Genomic DNA, 23,647 nt, shown 5'->3' on the forward strand with positions numbered 1-23,647 from the left:
GGGCATGAGCACTCAGGATGCGATGGGGCCGGTGGTGGTTCGTGACGCGCGGCCCGAGGACGACGGTGTGGTGGGAGAGCTGCTGGTCGAGGCCTTCATCACCCAGTACGCGAAGAAGCTTCCGGAGGTCGTCTACACGGATGAGCGCAAGCGCGAGCTGCGGGACGTGGCCGCGCGGCGGAAGATTGCCTCGGTGAAGGTGGCCGAGCTCGCGGGCGAGGTGGTGGGCACGGTGGCCCTCTTTCCTCCCGGCGCGCCGGGCTCCGAGGCGTGGCTGCCCAACGCGGCGGACCTGCGCGGCCTGGCCACCTCCGTGAAGCTGCACGGCAAGGGCCTGAGCCGGCCGCTGCTCGACGCCGCGGAGGACCAGGCCCGGAGCTGGGGCGTGGATGCCATCTGCCTCCACGTCCGCCGAGGCGCCGAGGGCGTGGCGCGCATGTACATGAACCGCGGCTACGTGCGGGAGCCCTCGGGCGACATGTCGCTGCCGTCCGTGTTCCTGGAGGCGTACGTGATGCGCCTGAAGTCACCGGCGTGACGCCGTCCTCCGGGCTCGCGCGTGCCCGCCCGGAGGCGCGTCGCCGCGGTCAGCCTCGCATGGGCAGCGTGAAGGCGAGCTGGAAGCGGGTGCCCGCGTGCTCGGGCCGGACGGTGGCGGTGACGTGGACGCCGGGGCCGTGGTCCGTGCGGACCAGCTCTCCTTGGAGCTGTCCCTGCTCGGGAGAACCCTGGAAGAGGAACACCTCCGCGGCCTGCGAGAAGATGGCGGCCACCTCCGTGGTGCCGGAGCCAGGAGGCAGCTGGTCCCTCACCCACGTGGCGAAGCGGACGATGCGACCGGTGAGCACCTGCGCGGGCAGGGGCACCGCGTAGCCGCCACCGAAGGCCATGGGCGCCGCGGCCAGCAGCACCGTGTCCGCGTCGCGCCGACTGCCCAGGCCCAGCACCCCGTGCGCCTCCAGCTTCGTCTGCGCGCGGATGGGCAGGAACGTCTCGGTGGGGATGGACAGGCCCTTGTCCCGACCCGCGGGCACCTCCCACAGCGCGGGGGCTCGGACGCTGCCGGGCTGGCCGGTGATGCGCGCGAAGGAGCGCGTCTCCCGGAAGCTGGACGCGAGCAGGGCCGCCACCGCGAGCGCGGGGCTGGTGAAGGCCCACCGCTTCGCCTTCACCTCGTTGGCGACCGCCACGCGGTTGAGCACCGCGCACAGCCACCGCGAGGACTCGTCCTGGCGCAGCTCCTTCCACGCCTCGGAGACCTTCTCGCGGCCGTCGTCCAGGCCCAGGGAGAGCTCGTCCGGGGACAGGCCCAGGAGCGACGGCGCCACGGCGGCGATGATGGGGAGCTGCGCGCGCTCACCCAGCGCGGCGAGGCGGGCCAGCACCGCGACGTCGTCGTTCGTGTCGACGACGAAGACGGCATCGGGCCGCTCGAAGGGCTCCCCGCCGAGGGCCTCCTCCAGCGCGCCCGGCAGCTCCGCGCGGCTCACGTCGAGCACCTCCACCGCCATGCCCGCGGACGTGGGGCACTGGTCCACCAGCCACTTCAGTCCCCGCCAGGCGGACTCCATCCGGGCGACGGGCTCCGCGATGAGCACGTCCGTCGCGCAGCGCACCAGCGTCTCGTCGACCAGGTCCTTCACCGCCTTGCGCGCGGCGCTGGCGGGGCCCGCGGCCGGCGTGGCTCGAGGACTCGGGTTGATGGCCTTGATGAACGCGCTGACGGCGCGCGAGGCATTCACGGTCGGCGAGGCGCTCTCCGCCTGCTGGAGCAGGCTCTCCACCAGGGAGTCCTCCTCCTTCGCGGCGGCGGCGGCGGGCGGCGCGGACGCGGCGGGCGGCGCGGCGTCGCGAATCGCGGCGGCGACGGCGTCCGGCAGGCGCCCGGGGCCGGTGACGCGCGTCACGCATTGGATGACCTCCTCGGAGGGCCCCAGCCCCCAGAGGGTGTCACGCAGCGCATGCAGCTCGCGGGGCTTGGGCAGACGCGGGAGCACCTCCGCCACGCTGAAGTCGCGCAAGCGCTCGAAGGAGAGCTCCACCGGGCAGGTGTCCTGTGCGCCCAGCCGGTCCGGCACGGTGACGCGCACGTGGCGGGCGGCCTTGGCCAGCTCCTCCGCGAAGGTCTCCGGCGTCACCTGGAAGCGACGCCCCGTGGGCGAGGAGGAGAACGCCCCCGCCACGAACCACCGCACGTGTGCCCCTTCCGCATTGCTTCCGCTCCGGCTCATGAACCGCCCCCCAGCCAACAAGAGTCAGGTGCCGCACGTTAGCGGGTGAGGGTGTCATCCGCGAGGGGGCTCCTCCTCGCTCCAGCCCGCGCTTGAATGTTCCGCCATCCAAGGCCAGCCTCCTCCCATGTCCATCCGGAAGGACTACATCGAGCGCCTCATCGAGCAGTTCGCCGCCGCGCTGGTCCGGCTCCTCGCGGCCCGCCGCGAGAAGCGCTACGACGACGCGGCCCGACTCCTGCGCGCCACGGCGCTCGACACCCTGGGCATGGAGTACGAGGCCCTCCTGATGGTGGACGCCTCCTCCACCGCGCGGCTGCTGGGCGAGCCGTCTCGAGTGAAGGTGCTGGCCCGGCTCGTCGCGGAGGATGGCGACCTGCACGAAGCCCAGGACGCTCCCGAGACGGCCGCATCCCGCTTCCGCTATGCGCTCGCGCTGTATGCCCAGGCCCAGGCGATGGGCGCGGCGCTGGAGGACGACGACACCACCGTCCTCACGCGGCTTCGCTCCCGGCTGGATTCCTCCGCTCCGACTTGAGAGGCATTGCTCCCACCTGAGTCCAGGTCCACCCTGTTCAATTCTTGACGCGGTGCGGCCCACGCGCCGCATGCCTCGCGGGGAGGCGGGTCCTGTTTCCGACAGGTGAAGTGCTGGGGTGACGGACACTCGATGGCGCCGAGGTAGGGCATTCGAGGGGGGTGGGTTGCTTACCTGTCTGTCTTCACGGATACGATGAGCCGCACGTCCTCACTCACCGCAGGAGGGTGCGCGCTTGTCGTTCGTGGATCTCCCCGAGAACGTCGTCCTGTGTCGGAACCTGGCGGGAGGCGAGTGGCGGATGCCGGAAGGCGCGGTGCTGCTCGACGTGCGAAGCCCGTACACCGGCACCGTCATTGGCCGTGTCCCTCTCACCTCCGCCGACGGTGTGGCCGAAGTCATCGAGGCCGCGCGTCCCGCGCTGGCGTCGTGGCGCGCGATGCCGGTGCGGGAGCGCACGCAGTACCTCTTCCGCTTCCGGCACCTCTTGGAGAAGGACCTGAACCGGCTGGCGAACCTGGCCGCCAGTGAGTCCGGCAAGACGGTGGCGGAGGCGCGCGCCGGGCTGCTCAAGGGCCTGGAGGTGTGTGAGTTCGCGCTGTCGCTGCAGAACCTGGACAGCGGCTCGCACCTGGAAGTGAGCCGAGGCGTCACCTGTGAGTACCGCCGCGAGCCCATGGGCATCGTCGCGGGCATCACGCCGTTCAACTTCCCGGCGATGGTGCCGATGTGGATGTTCCCCATCTCCCTCACGCTGGGGAACGTCTTCATCCTGAAGCCGTCGGAGAAGGTGCCGCTCACCGCGTGCGCGCTGGGGGAGTTGATGCACGAGGCGGGATATCCCCCCGGCGTCTTCTCCATCGTCCACGGAGGCAAGGAGGCGGTGGACGCGCTGGTGGTGCATCCGGACGTGAAGGCGCTGGCCTTCGTGGGGTCCTCGGCGGTGGCGCGGCACGTCTACATCCAGGGCAGCGCGCGCGGCAAACGGGTGCTGGCGCTGGGCGGCGCGAAGAACCACCTCATCATCGCCCCGGACGCGGACCCGGACCTCACGGCGCAGGCCGTCGTGGACTCGTTCACGGGCTGCGCGGGGCAGCGCTGCATGGCGGGCAGCGTGCTGGTGGCGGTGGGGGACGTGGGACAGGTGCTCACGGACATCGTGCGCCGCGCGGAGAAGCTCGAGGTGGGGCCGGGGATGGGCGCCATCATCGACAATGACGCGGTGGCGCGGCTGGAGACGGCCATCGAGCGGGCGGCGTCGGAGGGTGCGCGCGTGGTGCTCGACGGGCGGGGCAAGCGCCCCCAAGGCGAGGCGTGGGCGAAGGGCCACTGGCTGGGCCCCACCATCCTGGACCAGGTGCGGCCGGACATGGAGGCCGCGCGGCGCGAGTTGTTCGGCCCGGTGCTCTCCATCATCCGCGTGCCCACGTTGTCGGCGGCGCTCGCGGTGGAGAACGCGTCGCCCTATGGCAACGCGGCGTCCATCTTCACCACCAGCGGCGCGGTGGCGCAGGCGGTGGTGGAGGGGGTGAACGCGGGCATGGTGGGCGTCAACGTGGGTGTGCCCGTCCCCCGCGAGCCCTTCTCCTTCGGCGGCACGGGGGAGTCCCGCTTCGGCCATGGGGATATCACCGGGCCCTCCAGCCTGGACCTCTGGACGCAGCTCAAGAAGGTCACCCGCAAGTGGTCGGCCCGCACTGACGGCTCGTGGATGAGCTGAACCGTCGCCCTCTCTCCGCTTCGCTCGAGCTCCCATCGCGCCCGCAAGGAGTGCGTTTCATGGCAGACAAGAAGCCCGTCAATCACATCCGCCTCACCTCGCATCCGGATGGAGACACGCCCGGTGTCGCCATCCGCTGGGGAGAGTCGGACCCGCTGCGCCGAGGCCCCGTCGTCGCCACGCTGACGGAGCCGGCGCACCGCAACGTCATCGGCACGCACGCGGGCTCCTACGCCGTGTATCGCGCGCTGGCGGTGGCGGCGGGCATGCTGCCGCAGGACCACCGCGCGGACCTCAAGGACACGTCGCCCGCGGCGGAGATCGGCCCGCACCCGTCCTGGAATGACTCGGAGCGCATCGTCTCGCTGGACCCGTGGGGCGCGGTGGCGCCGCAGGCCTTCCGCTCGTACGCGGACCAGGGCATCGACTTCCGCCCCACCATCGCCGTCACGCGCGCGCACATCAACCTGCCGGAACTCCGCGACGCGGTGGAGGCGGGCCGGCTCACGCCGGATGGAGACCTGCTCACCGCCAACGGCGACATCAAGGTGGTGAAGGCCGCGGTGGACCCGGTGTGGCACCTGCCGGGCATCGCCAGGCGCTTCGGCATGACGGAGAGCGCGCTGCGCCGCGGTCTCTTCGAGCACACGGGCGGCATGTTCCCGGAGCTCATCACCCGCCCGGACCTGCACGTCTTCCTGCCGCCCATCGGCGGGCTCACGCTGTATGCGTTTGGCGACGTCGCCTCGGTGTCCAACCGGGACATCCCGCTGGCGGTGCGCGTGCATGACGAGTGCAACGGCTCCGACGTGTTCGGCAGCGACATCTGCACGTGTCGGCCGTACCTGGCGCACGGCATCGAGGAGTGCGTGCGCACGGCGCAGGCGGGCGGCGCGGGCATCATCGTGTACCTGCGCAAGGAGGGCCGCGCGCTGGGCGAGGTGACCAAGTTCCTGGTCTACAACGCGCGCAAGCGGCAGGAGGGCGGCGACTCCGCGGCCACCTACTTCCAGCGCACCGAGTGCGTCGCGGGCGTGCAGGACATGCGCTTCCAGGAGCTGATGCCGGACGTGCTGCACTGGCTGGGCATCACCCGCATCCACCGCTTCGTGTCGATGAGCGACATGAAGCACGACGCCATCGTCCGCTCGGGCATCGAAATCCTCGAGCGTGTCCCCATCCCGGAGGGCCTCATCCCCGCCGACGCGAAGGTGGAGATGGAGGCGAAGAAGGCGGCGGGCTACTTCACCAAGGGCCCCGTGGCGGACGCGGACGGCCTGGCGCAGGTGAAGGGGAGGGAGCTCGATGCCTGAGCACTCGCTGTCGAGGCCGGATGTCTCCCCCGCGGTGGCGTGGCTGCGCACGCCGGCGGCGATTCGAGAGCGCTGCCACCAGCTCCTGGACCTGGGGCTCGCGGGCAAGCTGACCCACTTCCGCGTCGAGCCCTCGCGCCTGCCCGCGGTGGTGGACGCGGTGCTGGACGTCACGCGCGAGGCGTACCCCGCGCTGGACATCCCGCTGCACAGCCGCTGGCGTCACTTCGACGCGGGCGGGGTGAAGCGCGTGGAGGAGCTGGAGTCGCGGCTGAGGGACGCCACGCCGCAGGAGCGCGCGCGGGCGAAGCTGGACCTGGCCGTGGTGAGCGTGCTGCTGGACGCGGGCAGCGGGCCCCGGTGGCGCTACCGCGAGCAGGGCGGCGGGACGTGGGCGCGCTCGGAGGGGCTGGCCGTGGCCAGCTTCCGCATGTTCATGGACGGCGTCTTCTCGTCGGACCCGGACTGGCCGCTGCGCGCGGACTCGGAGGCGCTGGGGCGGCTGACGCGCGAGTCCCTGGCGCGCGGGCTCCAGGTCTCCGACTCGAACCCGCTGGACGGACTGGAGGGCCGCCTGCACCTGATGCACGGGCTGTCCAAGGTGCTGCCCCGGCCCGGCGCGCTGCACGACATCGTCGTCGCGCAGGGACACAGCGCTCGCGCCTCCGAGCTGCTCGGGCTGGTGCTGGAGCTGCTGGGCCCCATCTGGCCGGGGCGGGTGATGGTGGACGCGGTGAACCTGGGCGACGTGTGGCCGCACTCCGCGCTGGGGCCGGTGGAGAGCGTGGACGCGCTGGTGCCCTTCCACAAGTTGTCCCAGTGGCTGACGTACTCGCTGGTGGAGCCGCTGGCGGAGGCGGGCGTGCGGGTGGTGGAGCTGGACGGGCTCACCGGCCTGCCCGAGTACCGCAACGGGGGGCTCTTCGTGGACCTGGGCGTGCTGGTGCCCCGGGACGCGGGGCTCACGCAGCAGGTCCTGCACCCCAGCGAGGAGCCCATTGTAGAGTGGCGCGCGCTGACGGTGGCGTTGTTGGACCGTGTCGCCGCGTTGGTGCGGGGGCGGCTGGGAATGAGCAATGAGGAGCTGCCCCTGGGGAAGGTGCTTCAAGGCGGGACATGGACGGCGGGCCGCAAGGTGGCCGCCGAGCTGCGTCCCGGAGGCGTGCCACCGATTCGCGTCGAGAGCGACGGGACGGTGTTCTGACCAACGCTGCTCCCAGGAGTGACACAATGGAGTTCCCGAACTGCACCGTGGTGGACCACCCGCTGGTGAAACACAAGCTGACGCTGATGCGTCGGGTGGAGACGAGCACCGCGAACTTCCGCACGCTGCTCCAGGAGATTTCACTCCTGCTGGCGTACGAGGCGTTCCGCGATTTGAAGCTGGCCGACGAGGACATCCAGACGCCCATGGCGCCCATGCGCGCGCCCATGCTGGAGGGCAAGAAGCTGGTGCTGGTGGCCATCATGCGCGCCGGGCAGGGCATCCTCGACGGGATGCTCCAACTGGTGCCCTCCGCGCGCGTGGGACACATCGGCCTGTATCGAGACCCGGAGACGCTGACGCCCGTGGAGTACTACTACCGCGTGCCGGGGCACCTGGCGGACCGGGACGTGGTGGTGTGTGACCCGATGCTCGCCACGGGCAACTCGGCGGTGGCGGCGCTCCAGCGGCTGAAGAAGAGCAAGCCCGGCTCGCTGCGCTTCGTCTGTCTGCTGGCCTGTCCGGAGGGCCTGGCCACGCTTCGGGAGCACCACCCGGACGTCCATGTGTACACGGCCGCGGTGGATGAGCGCCTGAACGAGCACGGCTACATCATCCCGGGCCTGGGCGACGCGGGAGACCGGCTCTTCGGGACGAAGTAGGCGCTCCGGGGGACTCGCGTCCCCCGTGGGAGCATGCGGTGAGCGTCGGGTCCCGGTGGGTGTCGTGCGAGCGACATCCCCCGTGAGGGCCCGGCGTGGAGGTCCGAGCCGCGTTGAGCGCGAGACACCTGTCGCGAATCCGTGGCGGATGTCCGCGGGAGACGCCGGCTCTTAGCTTCCCCTCCTCTTGAAGAGGGCGCTGGCGCACGAAGTGCCGAGCTCGCCCATGAGGGGGAAGAGAGTTCCATGAAGCGACTGGGCTGGAGTGTGCTGGCGTGTATGGCGTTGGGGGCGTGTGGTGGCGGGATGACGCCGGAGGAGGAGCGTCTGTGGGGGGCGGCGGCGAGCGAGACGCCGGTGACGTCGATGGATGGACTGGTGAACCACGCGGACGCGGTGGACCCGGAGACGTCGTGGTGGGTGCTCAACCCCAAGCGCGCGCTGGGAGCACCGGACGGGAAGGGCGCGACGATGATGGAGGCGTTCGGCTCGGCCCTGGTGCTGGACATGGGGGAGGGGGAGCCGGGGTGGTCGGCGCTGTCTGTGTATTACCAAGGGCTGACGTTGCCGGTGCAGTCGCACGTGGACTTCCTCGGGGAAGACGGCGACGTGGTGGCCTGGGGGCCGCTGAGCCTGGTGGAGTTGGGGCCGGGGACCCATGTGACGCTGGTCCCCTTCGACCGCCCGCTGATGACGTATCGCTATGTGAGGCTGTGGGGGGCGTCGCTCTCCATGTATCAAGTGGACGCGGTGTCGACGCTGCCGTCGCTGCCGTCGCTCTGCGGAGACGGGCGGATTGCCGGCAACGAGACCTGTGACGACGGGAACATCCTCCCGGGGGATGGGTGCAGCCTCCTGTGTCAGCAGGAGCCCGGCTTCCGCTGCACGGGGGAGCCGAGCGTCTGCCGGGACATCGACGAGTGCACCGATGGGACGGACACGTGTTCCGCCGCCGAGGTCTGCGTCAACCTCCCCGGGAGCTACCTCTGCATGCCGGCGTGTCTGCCGCCTCGGCTGATGTGCGGTGGGGCCTGCGTGGACGTGCTGTCGAACAACAGCCACTGCGGCGCGTGTGGAAACGCCTGCGGCGAGGGCAAGACGTGCACGCTGGGCGTGTGCACGACGCCCGTGTGTCTGCCGCCCCGGATGACGTGCGGCGGGGAGTGCGTGGACGTCCTGTCGAACAACGCCCACTGCGGCACGTGTGGAAACGCCTGTGGCACGGGCACGACGTGTACGGCGGGCGTGTGTGGCGCGGCGAAGAAGCTCCAGGTCACCATGACGTGGAGCCGCAACGGGAATGGAGACCTGCTGGTCCTCACGCCCTCCGGCAAGCTCATCTCCTTCGCGAACCGCTGGCCCGGGCCGCTGACGGACTTCGGCCAGCTCGACGTGGATGACCAACTGGGCAAGGGCCCCGAGAACATCTTCTGGGCGGAGAACACGACGCCGCCCGTGGGCGACTACCGCGTCTGCGCGGCGGTGACGGGCTTCATCCCGTATGTGACGCCGCAGGACCCCGTCAGCGTCGGCGTCCGCATCCGACGCAACGGCCTGCCGGACGTCGAGCTCTCAAAGACATTCACGGCGCCTCAATTCCTGCAGCCGTGCACCCCCGAGAGCCCCACCAACGTCGGGCCCTTCAACCTGCCCTGAGACACGCGGCGAGGCTCACCCCCGTCTCTTCCTGACGCCTCCTGGGAGGGACGGGAGCCCGCAGCGCCGAGGAGGGCTGGGGCCCTGCGGGGTGGTGGCTCGCGCGTGTGGGTGCCCCCGTGTCCAGGTCGGAGCCAGACGGCTCACGGAGGCTCCGACCTGGGGCGAGGTTGACTCCAATGTATCAAGTGTAACGAGGTCCGCAGAGTCGATGTCGACTGTCATGCGCCTTGGCGATACCGGACGTCTGCTTTGTTTTTGGTTTTACATGAAATGCAGCTAATCCCAGTTGGGCTTCCGCAGGAATATGCGGACGTGCGTTTCATGGGGCACGACGCAGCCTCCGCCAGTGCGAGTCAACCTGGGCAGGGGCTTCGTCCAGCCGGTCGAGTGGAATGGAGCGAAAATGAAGGTCCATCGAAGTGTCTCAGTGGCACGTTGGTTGAGCGCGGTCCTGTCCTTCGTCGTGGTGAATGCATGCGGAGCGGTACCCGAGGGTGAAGAGCTCCCTCCCGAGGCGGAAGCAGCAGAGCAGCAAGTCAGGATGGCTCCTGACCCGTACGCGGACGAAGTGGTGCAGGGAGGCATCATCCTGGTGGGCAGCCCGGAGAGCGCCATTGGCCCTCCGGATGGGAACACGGCCAACTTCCTGGGACTCCTGGGTGGCTCGCTGTTGTTGGACATGGGTGCCGGAGAAGAAGGCAACGGCCCCCTGCGCATCTACTACCGGGGCCTGTCCCTGTCGGTGGTGGCGGAGGTGGAGTTCCTGCGCGCGGACATGGGTGTCATCACCGCGACGCAGGTGAGCCTCATCGACCTGGGTCTGGGGATTCACTCCGCGATGGTGCCCTACCACCGCGGCGTCCCCTACCGGTACGTGCGCCTGCGCAGCGCGCTGCTCTCGCTCTACCAGGTGGATGCCATCGAGGCGACCAGCCTGGCGAACTCCGCCGTGTGCGGCGACGGCCAGGTGGGCACGGGTGAGCAGTGCGACGACGCCAACCGCGCGGCCGGTGACGGATGCAGTCCATTATGCGTCATTGAGCCTGGCTATCAATGCCAGGGCCAGCCCAGCCAGTGTGTGGATGTGAATGAGTGCACCAACGGCACGGCGCAGTGTTCGCCGAACGCCAACTGCACGAACACCCCCGGGAGCTACACCTGCACCTGCAGGCCCGGGTACTGGGGCGATGGGCGGACGTGTACGGACATCGACGAGTGTGCGAACGGGACGGCGAACTGTCCTCCGGGGACGCAGTGTGTGAATACACCGGGGAGCTACCAGTGCTCGCCGGTGAGCTGCCCCCCGCCCACGACCCGGTGTGGTCAGGTCTGTGTGGACACGTCTTGTGATGCGAACAACTGCGGTGGCTGTGGCAATGTCTGTGGTCCAGGCCAGACGTGCACGGGTGGTGTGTGCTCGGGTGGTGGTGGCCACGGGAAGCTGCAGATCACGGCGATGTGGGGCCGCAATGGAGATGCGGACCTGGTGGTCCGGACTCCGACGGGGAAGTTCATCTACTACGACAATCGTGGGCCGGGGCCGAGCACCGACTACGGCGAGCTGGACCAGGATGCGTCGAGTGGATTGGGGCCGGAGAACATCATCTGGCGGGAGGGCTACATCCCGCCGACGGGTGTGTATGACATCTGCCTCAAGGCGGCGAACTTCTCGCCTCCTCCGAGCGCGGCGAACCCGCTGAACTACACGGTGACGGTGAAGCGCTTCAGCTTACCAGACCGCGTCTTCACGGGGGTCATCACCTGCCCGGATGTAGGGGCGGAGTGTCACCCGAATCATCCCGCGTACATCGGGTCGGTGGGCTACCCGAACGCGCTGGAGGAGTAGTGCGATGAAGAGTCCCGGCCGGCGCGAGGAGGGGTGTCTCGCGCCGAGCCGGGTTTTCGAGCTTGCAGGGGGCTCGAGGGTTTGACGTATGGTGGGGCTGGTCGAAAAACGGCGGACCGGTTCGGTGAGCCCCGGTCACTCCCAGGGTGGGAGCGCTTGTTCCTCCTTCACGGATGAGAACCCACGGCCTTGAGGGCATTGCCTTGCCCCGAGGGCTCACCATGAAGCTGAATCACATCGACTTGCAGGTCCCCGACGTGCAGCGCACCGCGGCGTTCTTCGAGCGCTACTTCGGGTTCGAGCACACGAGCAATCGCGCCTCGCCGGCCATCGCCATCCTGGAGGACGGGGCGGGGCTGGTGCTGGTGCTGCAGCGGCTCAAGCGCCCCGAGGAGAAGTACCCGGAGGGCTTCCACGTGGGCTTCCTGGTGGACGCCGTGGAGACGGTGCTGGCGTTCCACGCGAGGGCGCTGGCGGACGGGCTGGAGGTCTCCGAGGTGATTCGAAACAACCGGGGGACGATGGTGTACTGCCAGGCGCCGGGGGCGGTGCTGGTGGAGGTGAATGCGCGACCCGTGCGCGCCAGGGATTCGGTGGGGGTGGGACGAGTCGACTAAGCTTCAGGGCGTGCTTTCGTCCGCGCTGTTGCTCGTTCCCCTGCTGTTCGCCACGGCCCCTCATCCCGTCGAGTTGGTGTTCGGCGGGGATGTGATTCCGCATGGGGAGGTGAAGGAGGTCGCGCGGCTGCATGCGCGCGTGGGGGCGGTGCCGCCCGAGGGTGGGGTGGCGCCGTCGCTGAACAACGAGGGGTGGGACCACATCTTCGGGCCCATCGCGGACGTGCTGCGCACGGCGGACGTGGGCGTGTTGAACCTGGAGACGCCCGTCACGGACAACAAGAAGGCGGTGACGCGGGAGCTGTTGTTCAACGCGCCGTCGGCGATGGCGCGGGCGTTGGCGGCGTCAGGGGTGAAGGTGGTGTCGACGGGGAACAACCACGCGAGGGACCAGTTGCCCGCGGGGTTGGTGGAGACGCTGCGGCACCTGGACGCGGCGGGCATCCGTCACACGGGGACGGGGGCGACGAAGGAGGCGGCGTGGGAGCCGGTGTTCGTGGAGGCGCGGGGGATGAAGGTGGGGTTCCTGTCCTTCACGCGGTGGCTGAATGGGTTCAGCAATCCGAAGGACGGGGCGGCGCCGCACGTGGCGTTCGTGCCGTATCCGGTGCACCGGTTCCACCGCGGGCTGACGACGGAGGAGGTGGTGGAGAAGGTCCGGGAGGTGGCGGGGAGGTGTGATGCGTTGGTGGTGTTGGTGCATTGGGGGACGGAGTACAGCGACGCGCCGCACCCGGATGACCGGAAGTTGGGGAGGGAGTTGTTGGAGGCGGGGGCGTTGGCGGTGGTGGGGCATCACCCGCATGTGTTGCAGCCGCTGGAGGGGTACAGCACGGCGGATGGGCGGCGGGGGTTGATTGCGTATTCGTTGGGGAACCTGGTGGCGAACCAGGACCGGTTCTACAGCCATGCGGAGAAGGGGAAGGGGAAGGCGGGGGACAAGCGGGACTCGATGTTGTTGAGGGTGACGCTGCTGCGGCCGGCGCCAGGGGGGCGGGTGATGTTGGGGGATGTGGCGGTGTTGCCGGTGTGGATTGAGAACAACGCGGTGGGGCGGAGGCGGAAGGAGGCTCGGAACATCCAGCCGGTGTTGATTGACCGGGAGGTGGAGGCGGTGACGGAGCGCCTGGCGGTGCTGGCGGCCCGCGAGGGCGGGTTGGACAAGGAGGGGAAGGCGGAGCGGGGGGAGTTGGAGCGGCGGCTGGCGGGGTCGCAGCTGCGGCGGGAGCGGATTCTGAGGATGTTGCCGGCGGGGTTCGTGGTGGCTTCGTCGGAGCTGCGGCAGCGGGTGCCGGGGGGGCTGGTGTCCGGGGTCGCGCCGGAGAGTGGGGCGGCGGCGCAGGCGGCTCCGTGAGGCCTGGAGTTGCGTGGGTGACAGCGGCTCGCACTTGGGTGCGAAGTTGCCGCTGTGGCGGTTCTGGTGCGGGGGAAGAGGGGGCGGTGCTGTTCGCGTAAGTGTGCGAGAGCCTTGGGGATGCGGGGGGTGGAGGTGGGGGGTGCTCGGAACCTTGGAATGCTGGTGGGGTGGGGAGAAGGGCCTGGATGCCTGGAAGGCGTCGCGGGGAGGTCTGCGGGGGAGGGGGTTCGCGAGGTGCGGGAGGGCGCGAGAAGAGGTTGAAGGGGTGCGGCTGGGGTAGAGTGTGCCCCATGCGTCACATCCTCCTATTAGCGCTCTCCCTGTGTGTCGTTGCCTGTTCGAAGTCCAAGGACGTGGCGAACGTCTCCTTCGCAATCAACTTCTCGCCGAGTTTCAAGCAAGGCTGCATTGTGGTTCGCGTCCAGGATGCAGCCAACGCGAGCAACTCCGCGGAGAAGACCTTCTCGGGTGCTGACTTGGCAGGGAAGACTCCGCTGAAGGTGGGCTACATCCAAAGGGAGAATTGGGGCACTGAGTTGAAGGTGACCGTTGTCGCGCATGAGCGGGCCTGTGACGGCAATGTTGTGGTGGCTCAGTCGGAGTTCGTCGTCAACATGGCCGGCGATGGGCGTAAGCCACTGCAGTCCGTGTCGCTGGTCACTCCGGATGAGGATGATGACGGGTATGTCGCCAAGGAGGCTGGTGGCACGGATTGCGCGGACACGGGCCCGAATGCGGCCGCAAGGTCCCCCGCGAAGAGCGAGGTGTGCGACGAGATTGACAACGACTGTGACGAAGCCGTGGACGAAGGGTTCACGGTGACGACCATCTACCGGGATGCGGACGGGGATGGGGCGGGAGCCGGGGCTGCACTGCAGCGATGCCTGCCGGCGACTGGGTATGCGACGCAGGGTGGAGATTGCGACGACGGCAACAAGGATATCGCGCCTGGGAAGCCGGAGATTTGCGACAACGTCGACAACAATTGTGTGGGCGGCGTGGACGAGGGCCACGACAAGAACTGGTACAAAGACCTGGATGGGGATGGCTGGTTGGGCCAGGCCAGTCTGGTGGTCCAGTGTGCGCAGCCCGATGGGTATGCGCATCTGCCGGCGAGCGAGAGGTTCGATTGCAATGACAATAATAAAGACACCGCCCCAGGCAAGCCGGAGCTTTGCGACAACGAGGACAATGATTGTGACGATGTCGTGGACGATGGCGTCCTGAACAAGGGTGACCCTTGCAATAACATGAGTTGCACGGGGACGTACGTCTGCAACCTGACGACGAAGCTGGCGGAGTGCAACGCGGCGGCGCCGCGGATGTTCTATCGGGACGCGGACGGAGACGGGGATGCAAGTTCGACTGCGCCTCAGAGGGAAGTCTGTGCGGGAGAGACTGACCCAGTTGGTTACGTGATGAGTCCCCGTACGGATTGCGATGATGCGGACCCATCAACGAAGCCGGGCGCACCAGAGTTGTGCGACGCCATCGACAACAACTGCGTGGGAGGCCCGGACGAGGGCTTGACGTGTAATGGGACGCTCAAGCAAGTGCCCGACTTTCACCTGCGTTCAACGAACCGGAGTTGGAAGACGGTGTCGACAGGGCCGAACGGGTATCCTGTGTGGATTGCGGGAAGCGGGGGGACTTGGTGCGGAGGCAGACCGCGGGGGCGAAGTTCGAGAGCTTCAGCCATGGGGATTCAACGAGTGCCAACACGGATGACGGAAGCCCCAAGGCCTATGCCAGTAACTGCGGCAATCACGACTGGATGGCGTCCTGGGTGGATTCACAAGGGCGAGTGGTTCTGGGCGGGGAGGATGGGGTGTTCGCTCTTCATAACGGAGTTACGACGCTGAATTGTCAGCCGTCCGTTCTTCCCAACCAGCCGGGTCCTGGGAACCCTAACTACGACATCACAGGGATTACGGGAGTCGAGGTAGGGAGTGATACGTACGTCTATTTCACCGACAAGGGGGGGCGACTCTCTCTCTGGCTCATGGGAACGACCCAAGTCGTGTTGGTCAATCCTGCCGTCGATACAGTGCGCCTCCGAGGCATCCACGCGCTGAACCAGAATGTCCTGCTCACGGCAGGTGGGACGGTGGCGGGAACAGGGCAGCGAATTCGCGCCTACATCGGGCCCACAGGTGCAGCCGGTACTACCCAGATTGCCGAAGCCAGCAGTGCGACGGTTTTCGCGAATGCGGTGTGGATGGGGGCGACGGACAAGGCGTGTGCCGTGGGCGACAAGGGGTCGGTCTGGCGCTGGGATGGCAATGCGACATGGGCGAGTGCCACAGCCCCTGTGCAAGGCGGAGACCCTGTGGTCGACTTCAGCAGTGTGTCGATGAGATATGACAAGGCCAGTCAAATGAACCTGGTGAATGACCAGTGCTACATGGTGGACGCGAGCTCAAGCGGAAAGTTGAAGCGGTGGACGCCGCATGGCTGGGCCAAGGATGTGCTTCTTCCGGCCGGGGCCAACGTCCCGCTGCGAGACATCGCGATGAACCCGCTGGGAAATGAGTTCTGGATCGTCGGAGACGACAGTCGCGTCTTCCATTTCCCAGAGCCGTAGCGTTCCTTTCCCGGCGGACCTGCCACGCTCCTGGATGAGCCCTGGGGCGTGGCGTTGAAGAGCGAGGGGCCAACGCGAAATCGTGGGCCCGCTCAGTCAGTCAGTCGATGGGCTCGGTGATGAGCAAGTGCTGTGGCGACTGGCCCGAGCCGGTCTTCTGCCCACGGCGCGAGTGCTGCCGTCACCCGCCCTTGGTCATGAGGCTTCATCACTCGTCAAGCGATGGATGAGTGATGGCCTCAGACCTGCCAATCTCCCTGAGAGGTCCCCGTGCCATGGCCTCGTCGCCACAGGCCCGGCTGTGTGGTGGTGAAGGACTAGTCCGTACTGTTCTGGACACGACATGAGGTCTTGTTTGTCTTGTATTGACGGTTTGCCTCTAGAATTGAGGGCATGTCCAAGTCATGTCCATGGAGGAGTCTCCTGGCGGTCATCGTTTGCATGCTCGCGGCTCTGCCTCTGCGAGCGCACGGGGCCGAAGGGGATGTTCAGCGCGAAATCAAAGAGGCCATCCGGTTCTACGAGGACCTCGAATATGAGCTCGCGCTGGAGCGGCTGAAGCGTGCCAGCAGCTTGCCGCAGGAGGCGAACGAGAAGGTCTCCATCGCGTTGCTGCGTGGCATCATTCAAGCGGACATGGGCCGGTGGGAAGCTGCCCGCCAGGACTTCCAGGCAGCGCTCCAGCACCAGTTGGACGTCCAGCTCCCCTTGAGTGTCTCGCCGAAGGTGAGTCGGGAGTTCGAGGCCCAGCGCGCCCAGGCCGCCAAGCTGTTGGCCGAGAGCCAGAAGGACCTACCCGGGAGCACTGCGGACGGGAAGCTCTCAGGGGGAGCGCGGCCGGGATTGATGCCGGCAGCGAACGTGAAGGATGCCCCGGAACCGTGGGCTCCGGGAGCGGTGGATGGGGACCTGGCGAAAACCTCCGAGGGAGTCCGGATAGCAGGGCGGCGAGTGCCGACGATGAGCTGGGTGCTGTTGGGGGTGGGCGCCGCCGCGAGTGGAACGGGCACGGTGTTCGGCTTGTCGTCGAGGAGTCAGCTCGAGGACGCGAGGTCCGCCGCAAATGATACGGACCTGATTCGCAATCACTCGAAGGCTGCGGATAGCGCGCGGACGGCGAACCTCATGTTCGGTGCGGCCACTGCTGCGGTGGTGGGAGCGGTGGCGACGTGGTTCTTCATGGGGCCCGCCGAGACTCCCGTGGCCGCGGGAGGTGCGCAATGAGCCACTGGGAAAGACTGGTCGTCACGGGACTGCTGGTGCTGGGAGGGTGTTCCGTACCGAGCCTGGAGGAACTTCAGGCGGATCGGAACTTCACCGTCGAAATCAACTACACGGCGAGCTTCAAGACGGGTTGCATCGTCATGAGGCTTCAGGACGAATCCAATCCGAACAATGTATTCGAGGCGGAGCCCAGTCTTACGGATGCACTCAAGAAAGGGCCACCCCTGAAGCTGGGGGTTGTCCACAAGAATGGGTGGGGCACGCGGTGGAAGGTGACCGTCAAGGCGCACGAGTTGACCTGTGACGGCAAGGTGGTGGACGAGGCGGAGACGTTCGTTGAGCTGTCGAGCAAGGGGCGAAGGGACGGGGTGTCGGTGACGCTCGTGACTCCGGACGAGGATGGGGATGGGTATGTCGCCAAGGAGGCCGGTGGCACGGACTGCGATGACAGTGGTCCGAATGCAGCCGCGAAGTCCCCCGCGAAGAGGGAGGTGTGCGACTTCGAGGACAACAACTGCGACTCGAGGGTGGACGAAGGGTTCTCGGTGACGACCATCTACCGGGATGCGGATGGGGATGGAGTGGGAGCCGGGGAGGCACTGCAGCGATGCCTGCCGACGACGGGGTATGCGACGCAGGGCGGAGATTGCAACGATGGCAACAAGGACATCGCGCCTGGGAAGCTGGAGGTTTGCGACAACGTCGACAACAACTGCGTGAATGGCGTGGACGAGGGCTTCGACAAGAACTGGTACAAAGACCTGGATGGGGATGGCTCGTTGGGCCAGGCCAGTCTGTTGGTCCAGTGTGCGCAGCCCGATGGGTATGCGCGTCAGCCGGCGAGCGAGAGGTTCGACTGCAATGACAACAATAGAGACACCGCCCCAGGGAAGCCGGAGCTTTGCGACAATGAGGACAATGATTGTGACGATGTCGTGGACGATGGCGTCCTGAACAAGGGTGACCCTTGCAATAACATGAGTTGCACGGGGACGTATGTCTGCAACCTGACGACGAAGGTGGCGGAGTGCAACGCGGCGGCGCCGAGGATGTTCTATCGGGACGCGGACGGCGATGGGGATGGCAGTTCGAGTGGGCCGCCGAGGGGAGTCTGCGCGGGCGAGAGCGACCCGTCCGGGTACGTGATGAGTCCGCATATGGATTGCGATGATGCGGACCCGTCAACGAAGCCGGGCGCACCAGAGTTGTGCGACGCCATCGACAACAACTGCGTGGGAGGCCCGGACGATGGCTTGACGTGTAATGGGACGCTCAAGCAAGTGCCCGACTTTCACCTGCGTTCAACGAACCGGAGTTGGAAGACAGTGTCGACAGGGCCGAACGGGTATCCTGTGTGGATTGCGGGAAGCGGGGGGGTCTTGGTGCGGAGGCTGAGCGCGGGGGCGAAGTTCGAGAGCTTCAGCCATGGAGATTCGACGACTGCCAACACGGATGACGGAAGCCCCAAGGCCTATGCCAGTAACTGCGGCAATCACGACTGGATGGCGTCCTGGGTGGATTCACAAGGGCGAGTGGTTCTGGGCGGGGAGGACGGGGTGTTCGCTCTTCATAACGGAATTACGACGCTGAATTGTCAGCCGTCCGTTCTTCCCAACCAGCCGGGTCCCGGGAACCCTAACTACGACATCACAGGGATTACGGGAGTCGAGGTAGGGAGTGATACGTACGTCTATTTCACCGACAAGGGGGGGCGACTCTCTCTCTGGCTCATGGGAACGACCCAAGTCGTGTTGGTCAATCCTGCCGTCGATACAGTGCGCCTCCGAGGCATCCACGCGCTGAACCAGAATGTCCTGCTCACGGCAGGTGGAACGGTGGGGGGAACAGGGCAGCGAGTTCGCGCCTACATCGGGCCTTCAGGTGCAGCCGGTACTACCCAGACTGCCGATGCCAGCAGTGCGACGGTTTTTGCGAATGCAGTGTGGATGGGGGCGGCCAACAAGGCCTGTGCCGTGGGCGACAAGGGGTCGGTCTGGCGTTGGAATGGCAATGTGACCTGGACGCGTGACACGGCCCCAACGCAAGGTGCAGAGCCGGCGGTCGACTTCAGCAGTGTGTCGATGAGATATGACAGGGGCAATCCATCGAGCCTGGTGAATGACCAGTGCTACATGGTGGACGTGAGCTCAAGCGGAAAGTTGAGGCGGTGGACGCCGCATGGCTGGGCCAAGGACGTGCCTCTGCCGTCCACGGCGACCGTCCCGCTGCGAGACATCGCGATGAACCCGCTGGGAAGTGAGTTCTGGATCGTCGGAGACGACAGTCGCGTCTTCCATTTCCCAGAGCCGTGATTCTCCAACCCGGCGGCCTGCGGGGCCCGGGATTCTCCCGGGCCATCTCCATCCCCTGGTTGCCTCCGCAGTGCTTGCCGCGCCCGATCCACCACACCGGATGTATCCCCCAGTGCCCCATCACGTGGCCGGTTCTTCCGCTGCACCGTATGCCCACTGCCTGGCGATTCCTCGGACCGGCCTCCGTGCCGTTCGTCGGGATATGGCAATGGAGCCATGCTTTCCTGCCTGGAAGAACTGCGCCTAGAATTGGGGTATGTCCGATTCACACCTATGGGGGAGACTCCTTGCGGTTGTCGTTTGCGCGGCCGTGGTGCTACCTCCGCGAGCGCACGGAGCCGAGGGAGACGTTCAGCGCGAAATCACGGAGGCAGTCCGGCTCTACGAGGACCTCGAATATGAGCTCGCGCTGGAGCGGTTGAAGCGCGCCAGCAGCTTGCCGCATGGCGCGAGCGAGGAGGTCTCCATCTCGCTGCTGCGTGGCATCATCCAGGCGGACATGGGTCGGTGGGACGCCGCTCGCCAGGACTTCCAGGCGGCGCTCGAGCATCAGTTGGACGTCCAGCTGCCCTTGAGTGTCTCCCCGAAAGTGAGTCGAGAGTTCGAGGCCCAGCGGGCGAAGCTGCGCGAGAGCCTGGCGGCTGCCCCAAAGGACTCACCGGGGAGTACCGTGAAACTTTCAGGGGCGACGCGGCCGGGCTTGATACCGGCTTCCAACACGGATGGCGCTTCGGAGCCGTGGGCCCCTGGCGCCATGGACAGGGACCTGGCGAAGACCTCCGAGGGAATCCGGATAGCAGGGCGACGTGTGCCGATGGCGAGCTGGGTGTTGTTGGGGGTAGGGGTCGCGGCGAGTGGGACGGGCACGGTGTTTGGCCTGTCATCACGGAGCCAGCTCTCCGATGCGCGGTCAGCCGCAAATGATGCGGACCTGAAGGCCCATCACTCGCGAGCAACGGATAGCGCCCGGACCGCGAACCTCTTCTTCGGTGCGGCGACCGCGGCCGTGGTGGGGGCCGTGGCGACGTGGTTCTTCACGGGCACCCCTGAGTCTCCGGCCACCGCGGGAGGGGCGCCATGAGCTGCTGGAGAAGGCTGGTCGTCATGGGCGCCTGCCTGCTGTGGGGTTGCACAGTCCCGAGCCTCGATGACGTGCGGGCGGGGGGCCGGGGCTTCTCTGTCGAGGTCAACTACACGCCGACCTTCAAGTCGGGCTGCATCAAGGTCCAAGCCCAGGATGAGGTCAACGCGGAGAATGTCAGCGCACCGGCGGTCATTGCTGGCGACGTGCTCGGGAGCATGACGCCACCGATGAGGCTGGGCGTCCTTCACCAGTGGAGTGAGCCTCCCTACGATGTGAGCATCGCCGAGCGAGGAATGGAGCGGTGGAGCCCACTAATCAAGGTGGTGATCACCGCCTTCGAGCATGACTGTGGCGGCAAGGTGGTTGACCAGGCGGAGCTGGTCGTCGACGTGTCAGGTGAGGGGCGCAAGCCTTCGCAGTCGATGGTCCTCGTCACGCCGGATGCGGACGGGGATGGGTATGTCGCCAGGGGAGAGGGGGGCAAGGGCGGTACAGACTGTGCTGACACGGGCCCGAATGCGGAGAAGCGGTTCCCGGGCAATCCCGAGGTGTGTGACGAGGTCGACAACAACTGCGACTCGCAGGTGGATGAGGGCTTCGCGCAGAAGGGCTCGCCCTGTAGCGAAGATGTCTGTCAGGGGACGTTCGTCTGCAATCCTGTCTCAAAGACAGTGATGTGCAGCGCGCGGCCTCCGAGGCTGTACTACCCGGATGCGGATAGGGACGGAGATGGGGACTTGCATGCGGCAGCGACCAAGGTCTGCGAGGGGGCTCCGATTCCGCAGGGCTTCGTGGAGAGCTTGCACTCGGATTGTGATGAAGCAGACCCCTCGACGTTTGGCGCCGCGCAGGAGCTGTGTGACGCCGTGGACAACAATTGTTCCGGGGGGGCGGATGAGGGCTTGTCGTGTAGAGGCTCCCTGAAACGAGTGTCGGACTATCACCTGTCTTCCGTGGCTCAATCCTGGAAGACGGTGGCGACCGGCGAGAGTGGCTACCCCGTGTGGGTCGCAGGGGCAGGTGGGAAGCTGGCCGTGCGGAAGGCGCCTGGGCAGAAGTTCGAGAGCTTCAGCTTTGGAGACCCCTCGGGTGCGCCTCCGGATGGGAGCCCCGCGCCGCACTCAACCCATTGCGGCAATCACGATTGGACCGTCTCCTGGGTGAGTTCAAAAGGATGGGTGTTCCTCGGCGGTACAGAGGGGTGGCTTGCGCTTCATACCGGTGACCCCGCGCTGGACTGCTCGTCGCGGACCACACCCCCTCGAGTCGTCGGGCAACCCTCCCCCCACATCACTGGGATGGTGGGATTCGAGGAGGGGGACCGGTTGGTCATCTATCTTTCAGATGCGGGGGGCCGGTACATGAAGTGGGAGGTGGGCGGCAGTCCTCCGGTTGTCGTGTTGGTCGATGACTCGGGAGCCTCTGCTGCTTACGGTCTCCATGGCCTCCGTGAACATTTTCAGTACATGGGCGGAGGGGGGGCTCCGGGTGGGCAGGGGATTTGGGCTGTATCTGATGACCCAGCGCCTGGTGCCATCCATTGCTCGATGGAGCCTGGAACCTCGACTGGAGCTGTGCGGGCTGTGTGGATGGGGGCGGACAACAGCGTGTGCGCGGTGGGCGATGGAGGGGTGGCGTGGCGGCGGCATCCCGCAGCTGTTCTGGTGTGGACGAGGGCGCCTCCGTCTCCCGGAGGTTCCGCCAACTTCAGCAGCGTCGTCATGAGGTATGACAAAGCCCAGCCCCTGAATCCTGTGAACGAGCAGTGCTACGTGGTGGACTCCGATGGGAGCGGACAGCTGCGGAGGTGGACGCCGTTTGGCTGGGCCAAGGATGTGCCTTTGCCCGCGACAGCGAACGTGCCGCTGCGGGACCTCGCGATGAACCCCACGGGAAGCGACTTCTGGCTCGTCGGAGACCAGGGCCGCGTCTTCCATTACCCGGAGCCGTGATTCTCCGGCCCCGCTGACCCACGGGGCCCGGGCTTCTCCCGGGCCTCTTCCATCTCCCTCAGCGCCACCCACCGCGCGAGCAGCGGCCCACCGTGCTTGCCGCGTCCAATCCGTTGCGCCGGATAAATCCCCCGGTGCCCCGTCAGCAGATACGCCACCGTCGCCACGATCATCACGTGCGGGAGCACCCCCGCGCCCACCAGCTCCACCGCCATGATGGACAACGCGAGCGGTGTATTCGCCGCCGCCGCGAACATCGCCGCCATCCCCACCGCGGCCCCCAGGTCCACCGGCAACCCGAGCCCTCGCGCCAGCACGTTCCCCAGGCTCGCGCCAATGAAGAACAGCGGCGTCACCTCGCCCCCGAGGAACCCCGCTCCCAACGTCACCACCGTGAACACCAGCTTCCACGCGAACGCCGACACCGGCAGCGCCGGGTCCTGGAACGCTCGCAATATCCCCGGCACCCCCAACCCCAGATACGCGTCCGTCCCCACCCACAGCCACAACAGCACCACCGCCGTGCCACCCATCGCCATCCGCAATGGCAACCACGGCACCCGCCGCTCCAACCACGCCTTCAGCCGGTGCATCCCCTCCACGAACAGCACCGCCACCCCCGCCACCCCCACCGCGAACACCAACCACTTCCCCACCACCAGCAACGTCAACGGCAACGCCCCAGGCACCGGATACACCGTGTGGTGAGTCCCCAACCCCCGCGTCACCAAATCCCCCACCACCGACGCCACCAGCGCCGGCAGCAGCGCCTCGTACCCCAGCCGCCCCACCACCACGACCTCCAACCCGAACACCGCCCCCGCCACCGGCGTCCCGAACACCGAGCCAAAACCCCCCGCGATTCCCGCCGCCAACAACTCCCGCCTCAAATCCACCCCCACCCGGAACCGGTGCGCCACCCAGTCCGCCAGGCTCCCTCCCATCTGCACCGCCGTCCCCTCCCGCCCCGCACTCCCTCCAAACAGGTGCGTCAGCACCGTCCCCACCAACACCATCGGCGCCATCCGCAACGGCACCTGCGCATCCCCCGTGTGCACCGTGTCCAGCACCAGGTTGTTCCCCCCTCGCACCGGCCCCCCCCACCTCGCGTACACCGCCCCCAACACCCACCCCGCCAAGGGCAGCGCGTACACCAACGCCGGCTGGCCCACCCGAAGCCGCGTCGCCTCCTCCAGCAGCCAGAGGAACCCTGCGGACGCCACCCCGCACACCACCCCCACCACCGCCCCCAACACCAACCACTGCGCCAACACCCGCGCGCTCCCCGACCACCGCACTCAGGCCTCCCTTCCGGACTTTTGAGACATCATGAAACATCGCGTC

General features: G+C 67.3%; 18 protein-coding genes. 16 read left to right on the forward strand and 2 right to left on the reverse strand.

Annotated features, from left to right (window positions below):
• The first annotated feature begins 4 nt into the window (after positions 1–4).
• Positions 5–538, forward strand: coding sequence for a GNAT family N-acetyltransferase (locus MYSTI_RS00460; RefSeq protein WP_015345715.1), 534 nt, complete (start codon positions 5–7; stop codon positions 536–538).
• 49 nt (positions 539–587) lie between these two features.
• Here MYSTI_RS00460 and MYSTI_RS00465 read toward each other — a convergent pair whose 3' ends face one another.
• The gene (locus MYSTI_RS00465; protein ID WP_233278119.1) at positions 588–2,195 is read right to left on the reverse strand and encodes a type VI secretion system contractile sheath domain-containing protein; all 1,608 of its coding nucleotides are present in this window, start codon (positions 2,193–2,195) and stop codon (positions 588–590) included.
• Between the two features lie 163 nt (positions 2,196–2,358).
• On the opposite strand from MYSTI_RS00465, the gene MYSTI_RS00470 reads away from it, so the two are divergent.
• The 15 genes from MYSTI_RS00470 to MYSTI_RS00540 all read left to right on the forward strand — a co-directional run bounded on the left by MYSTI_RS00470 (position 2,359) and on the right by MYSTI_RS00540 (position 22,303).
• Positions 2,359–2,769, forward strand: coding sequence for a hypothetical protein (locus MYSTI_RS00470; protein ID WP_015345717.1), 411 nt, complete (start codon positions 2,359–2,361; stop codon positions 2,767–2,769).
• A gap of 235 nt (positions 2,770–3,004) precedes the next feature.
• Positions 3,005–4,489 (forward strand): CoA-acylating methylmalonate-semialdehyde dehydrogenase, encoded by a 1,485-nt coding sequence (locus tag MYSTI_RS00475; RefSeq protein ID WP_015345718.1) that lies wholly within the window; start codon positions 3,005–3,007, stop codon positions 4,487–4,489.
• A 59-nt stretch (positions 4,490–4,548) separates the two neighbouring features.
• Positions 4,549–5,802, forward strand: coding sequence for a GTP cyclohydrolase II (locus tag MYSTI_RS00480; protein WP_015345719.1), 1,254 nt, complete (start codon positions 4,549–4,551; stop codon positions 5,800–5,802).
• Positions 5,795–7,006 (forward strand): URC4/urg3 family protein, encoded by a 1,212-nt coding sequence (locus MYSTI_RS00485; protein ID WP_015345720.1) that lies wholly within the window; start codon positions 5,795–5,797, stop codon positions 7,004–7,006. The genes MYSTI_RS00480 and MYSTI_RS00485 overlap by 8 nt, the downstream gene beginning before the upstream one ends.
• Before the next feature lie 26 nt (positions 7,007–7,032).
• Positions 7,033–7,668 (forward strand): uracil phosphoribosyltransferase, encoded by a 636-nt coding sequence (gene upp / locus MYSTI_RS00490; RefSeq protein WP_015345721.1) that lies wholly within the window; start codon positions 7,033–7,035, stop codon positions 7,666–7,668.
• A 246-nt stretch (positions 7,669–7,914) separates the two neighbouring features.
• On the forward strand, positions 7,915–9,324 hold the full coding sequence (locus tag MYSTI_RS00495; protein WP_015345722.1) for a DUF4215 domain-containing protein: 1,410 nt from the start codon (positions 7,915–7,917) through the stop codon (positions 9,322–9,324).
• A 406-nt stretch (positions 9,325–9,730) separates the two neighbouring features.
• Positions 9,731–11,173: an EGF domain-containing protein gene (locus tag MYSTI_RS40385; protein WP_084668060.1), complete on the forward strand. Its 1,443-nt coding sequence runs from the start codon at positions 9,731–9,733 to the stop codon at positions 11,171–11,173.
• A gap of 221 nt (positions 11,174–11,394) precedes the next feature.
• Positions 11,395–11,790 (forward strand): VOC family protein, encoded by a 396-nt coding sequence (locus tag MYSTI_RS00505; RefSeq protein WP_015345724.1) that lies wholly within the window; start codon positions 11,395–11,397, stop codon positions 11,788–11,790.
• Between the two features lie 10 nt (positions 11,791–11,800).
• Positions 11,801–13,144 carry a CapA family protein gene (locus MYSTI_RS00510; RefSeq protein ID WP_015345725.1) on the forward strand — a complete coding sequence of 448 codons (1,344 nt, stop codon included), beginning with the start codon at positions 11,801–11,803 and terminating at the stop codon, positions 13,142–13,144.
• 293 nt (positions 13,145–13,437) lie between these two features.
• Positions 13,438–15,009, forward strand: a complete 1,572-nt coding sequence (locus MYSTI_RS00515) for a putative metal-binding motif-containing protein (RefSeq protein WP_015345726.1) — start codon at positions 13,438–13,440, stop codon at positions 15,007–15,009.
• Between the two features lie 158 nt (positions 15,010–15,167).
• A complete protein-coding gene (locus MYSTI_RS42785) occupies positions 15,168–15,731 on the forward strand; it encodes a hypothetical protein (RefSeq protein ID WP_144369949.1) in 564 nt (187 codons plus the stop codon).
• A gap of 441 nt (positions 15,732–16,172) precedes the next feature.
• Entirely contained in the window at positions 16,173–16,955 is a 783-nt protein-coding gene (locus MYSTI_RS00525; RefSeq protein ID WP_052350855.1) for a hypothetical protein, read from the forward strand.
• Positions 16,952–19,267, forward strand: coding sequence for a putative metal-binding motif-containing protein (locus MYSTI_RS00530; RefSeq protein WP_015345729.1), 2,316 nt, complete (start codon positions 16,952–16,954; stop codon positions 19,265–19,267). Before MYSTI_RS00525 ends, MYSTI_RS00530 begins: the two co-directional genes overlap by 4 nt.
• A 310-nt stretch (positions 19,268–19,577) precedes the next feature.
• Positions 19,578–20,348, forward strand: a complete 771-nt coding sequence (locus MYSTI_RS00535) for a tetratricopeptide repeat protein (protein ID WP_233278120.1) — start codon at positions 19,578–19,580, stop codon at positions 20,346–20,348.
• Positions 20,345–22,303 carry a putative metal-binding motif-containing protein gene (locus MYSTI_RS00540; protein ID WP_015345731.1) on the forward strand — a complete coding sequence of 653 codons (1,959 nt, stop codon included), beginning with the start codon at positions 20,345–20,347 and terminating at the stop codon, positions 22,301–22,303. Before MYSTI_RS00535 ends, MYSTI_RS00540 begins: the two co-directional genes overlap by 4 nt.
• Here MYSTI_RS00540 and MYSTI_RS00545 read toward each other — a convergent pair.
• Positions 22,288–23,601 carry a chloride channel protein gene (locus tag MYSTI_RS00545; protein ID WP_015345732.1) on the reverse strand — a complete coding sequence of 438 codons (1,314 nt, stop codon included), beginning with the start codon at positions 23,599–23,601 and terminating at the stop codon, positions 22,288–22,290. The genes MYSTI_RS00540 and MYSTI_RS00545 overlap by 16 nt on opposite strands.
• Positions 23,602–23,647: the final 46 nt, after the last annotated feature.

Origin of the sequence: Myxococcus stipitatus DSM 14675, assembly GCF_000331735.1 — a bacterium.
Lineage (GTDB): Bacteria > Myxococcota > Myxococcia > Myxococcales > Myxococcaceae > Myxococcus > Myxococcus stipitatus.

Coding starts and splice junctions, on each gene's coding strand:
- MYSTI_RS00460 (WP_015345715.1), top strand. CDS start 5: ATGAGCACTCAGGATGCGATGGGGCCGGTGGTGGTTCGTGACGCGCGG.
- MYSTI_RS00470 (WP_015345717.1), top strand. CDS start 2,359: ATGTCCATCCGGAAGGACTACATCGAGCGCCTCATCGAGCAGTTCGCC.
- MYSTI_RS00480 (WP_015345719.1), top strand. CDS start 4,549: ATGGCAGACAAGAAGCCCGTCAATCACATCCGCCTCACCTCGCATCCG.
- MYSTI_RS00485 (WP_015345720.1), top strand. CDS start 5,795: ATGCCTGAGCACTCGCTGTCGAGGCCGGATGTCTCCCCCGCGGTGGCG.
- upp (WP_015345721.1), top strand. CDS start 7,033: ATGGAGTTCCCGAACTGCACCGTGGTGGACCACCCGCTGGTGAAACAC.
- MYSTI_RS00495 (WP_015345722.1), top strand. CDS start 7,915: ATGAAGCGACTGGGCTGGAGTGTGCTGGCGTGTATGGCGTTGGGGGCG.
- MYSTI_RS40385 (WP_084668060.1), top strand. CDS start 9,731: ATGAAGGTCCATCGAAGTGTCTCAGTGGCACGTTGGTTGAGCGCGGTC.
- MYSTI_RS00505 (WP_015345724.1), top strand. CDS start 11,395: ATGAAGCTGAATCACATCGACTTGCAGGTCCCCGACGTGCAGCGCACC.
- MYSTI_RS00515 (WP_015345726.1), top strand. CDS start 13,438: ATGCGTCACATCCTCCTATTAGCGCTCTCCCTGTGTGTCGTTGCCTGT.
- MYSTI_RS00525 (WP_052350855.1), top strand. CDS start 16,173: ATGCTCGCGGCTCTGCCTCTGCGAGCGCACGGGGCCGAAGGGGATGTT.
- MYSTI_RS00530 (WP_015345729.1), top strand. CDS start 16,952: ATGAGCCACTGGGAAAGACTGGTCGTCACGGGACTGCTGGTGCTGGGA.
- MYSTI_RS00540 (WP_015345731.1), top strand. CDS start 20,345: ATGAGCTGCTGGAGAAGGCTGGTCGTCATGGGCGCCTGCCTGCTGTGG.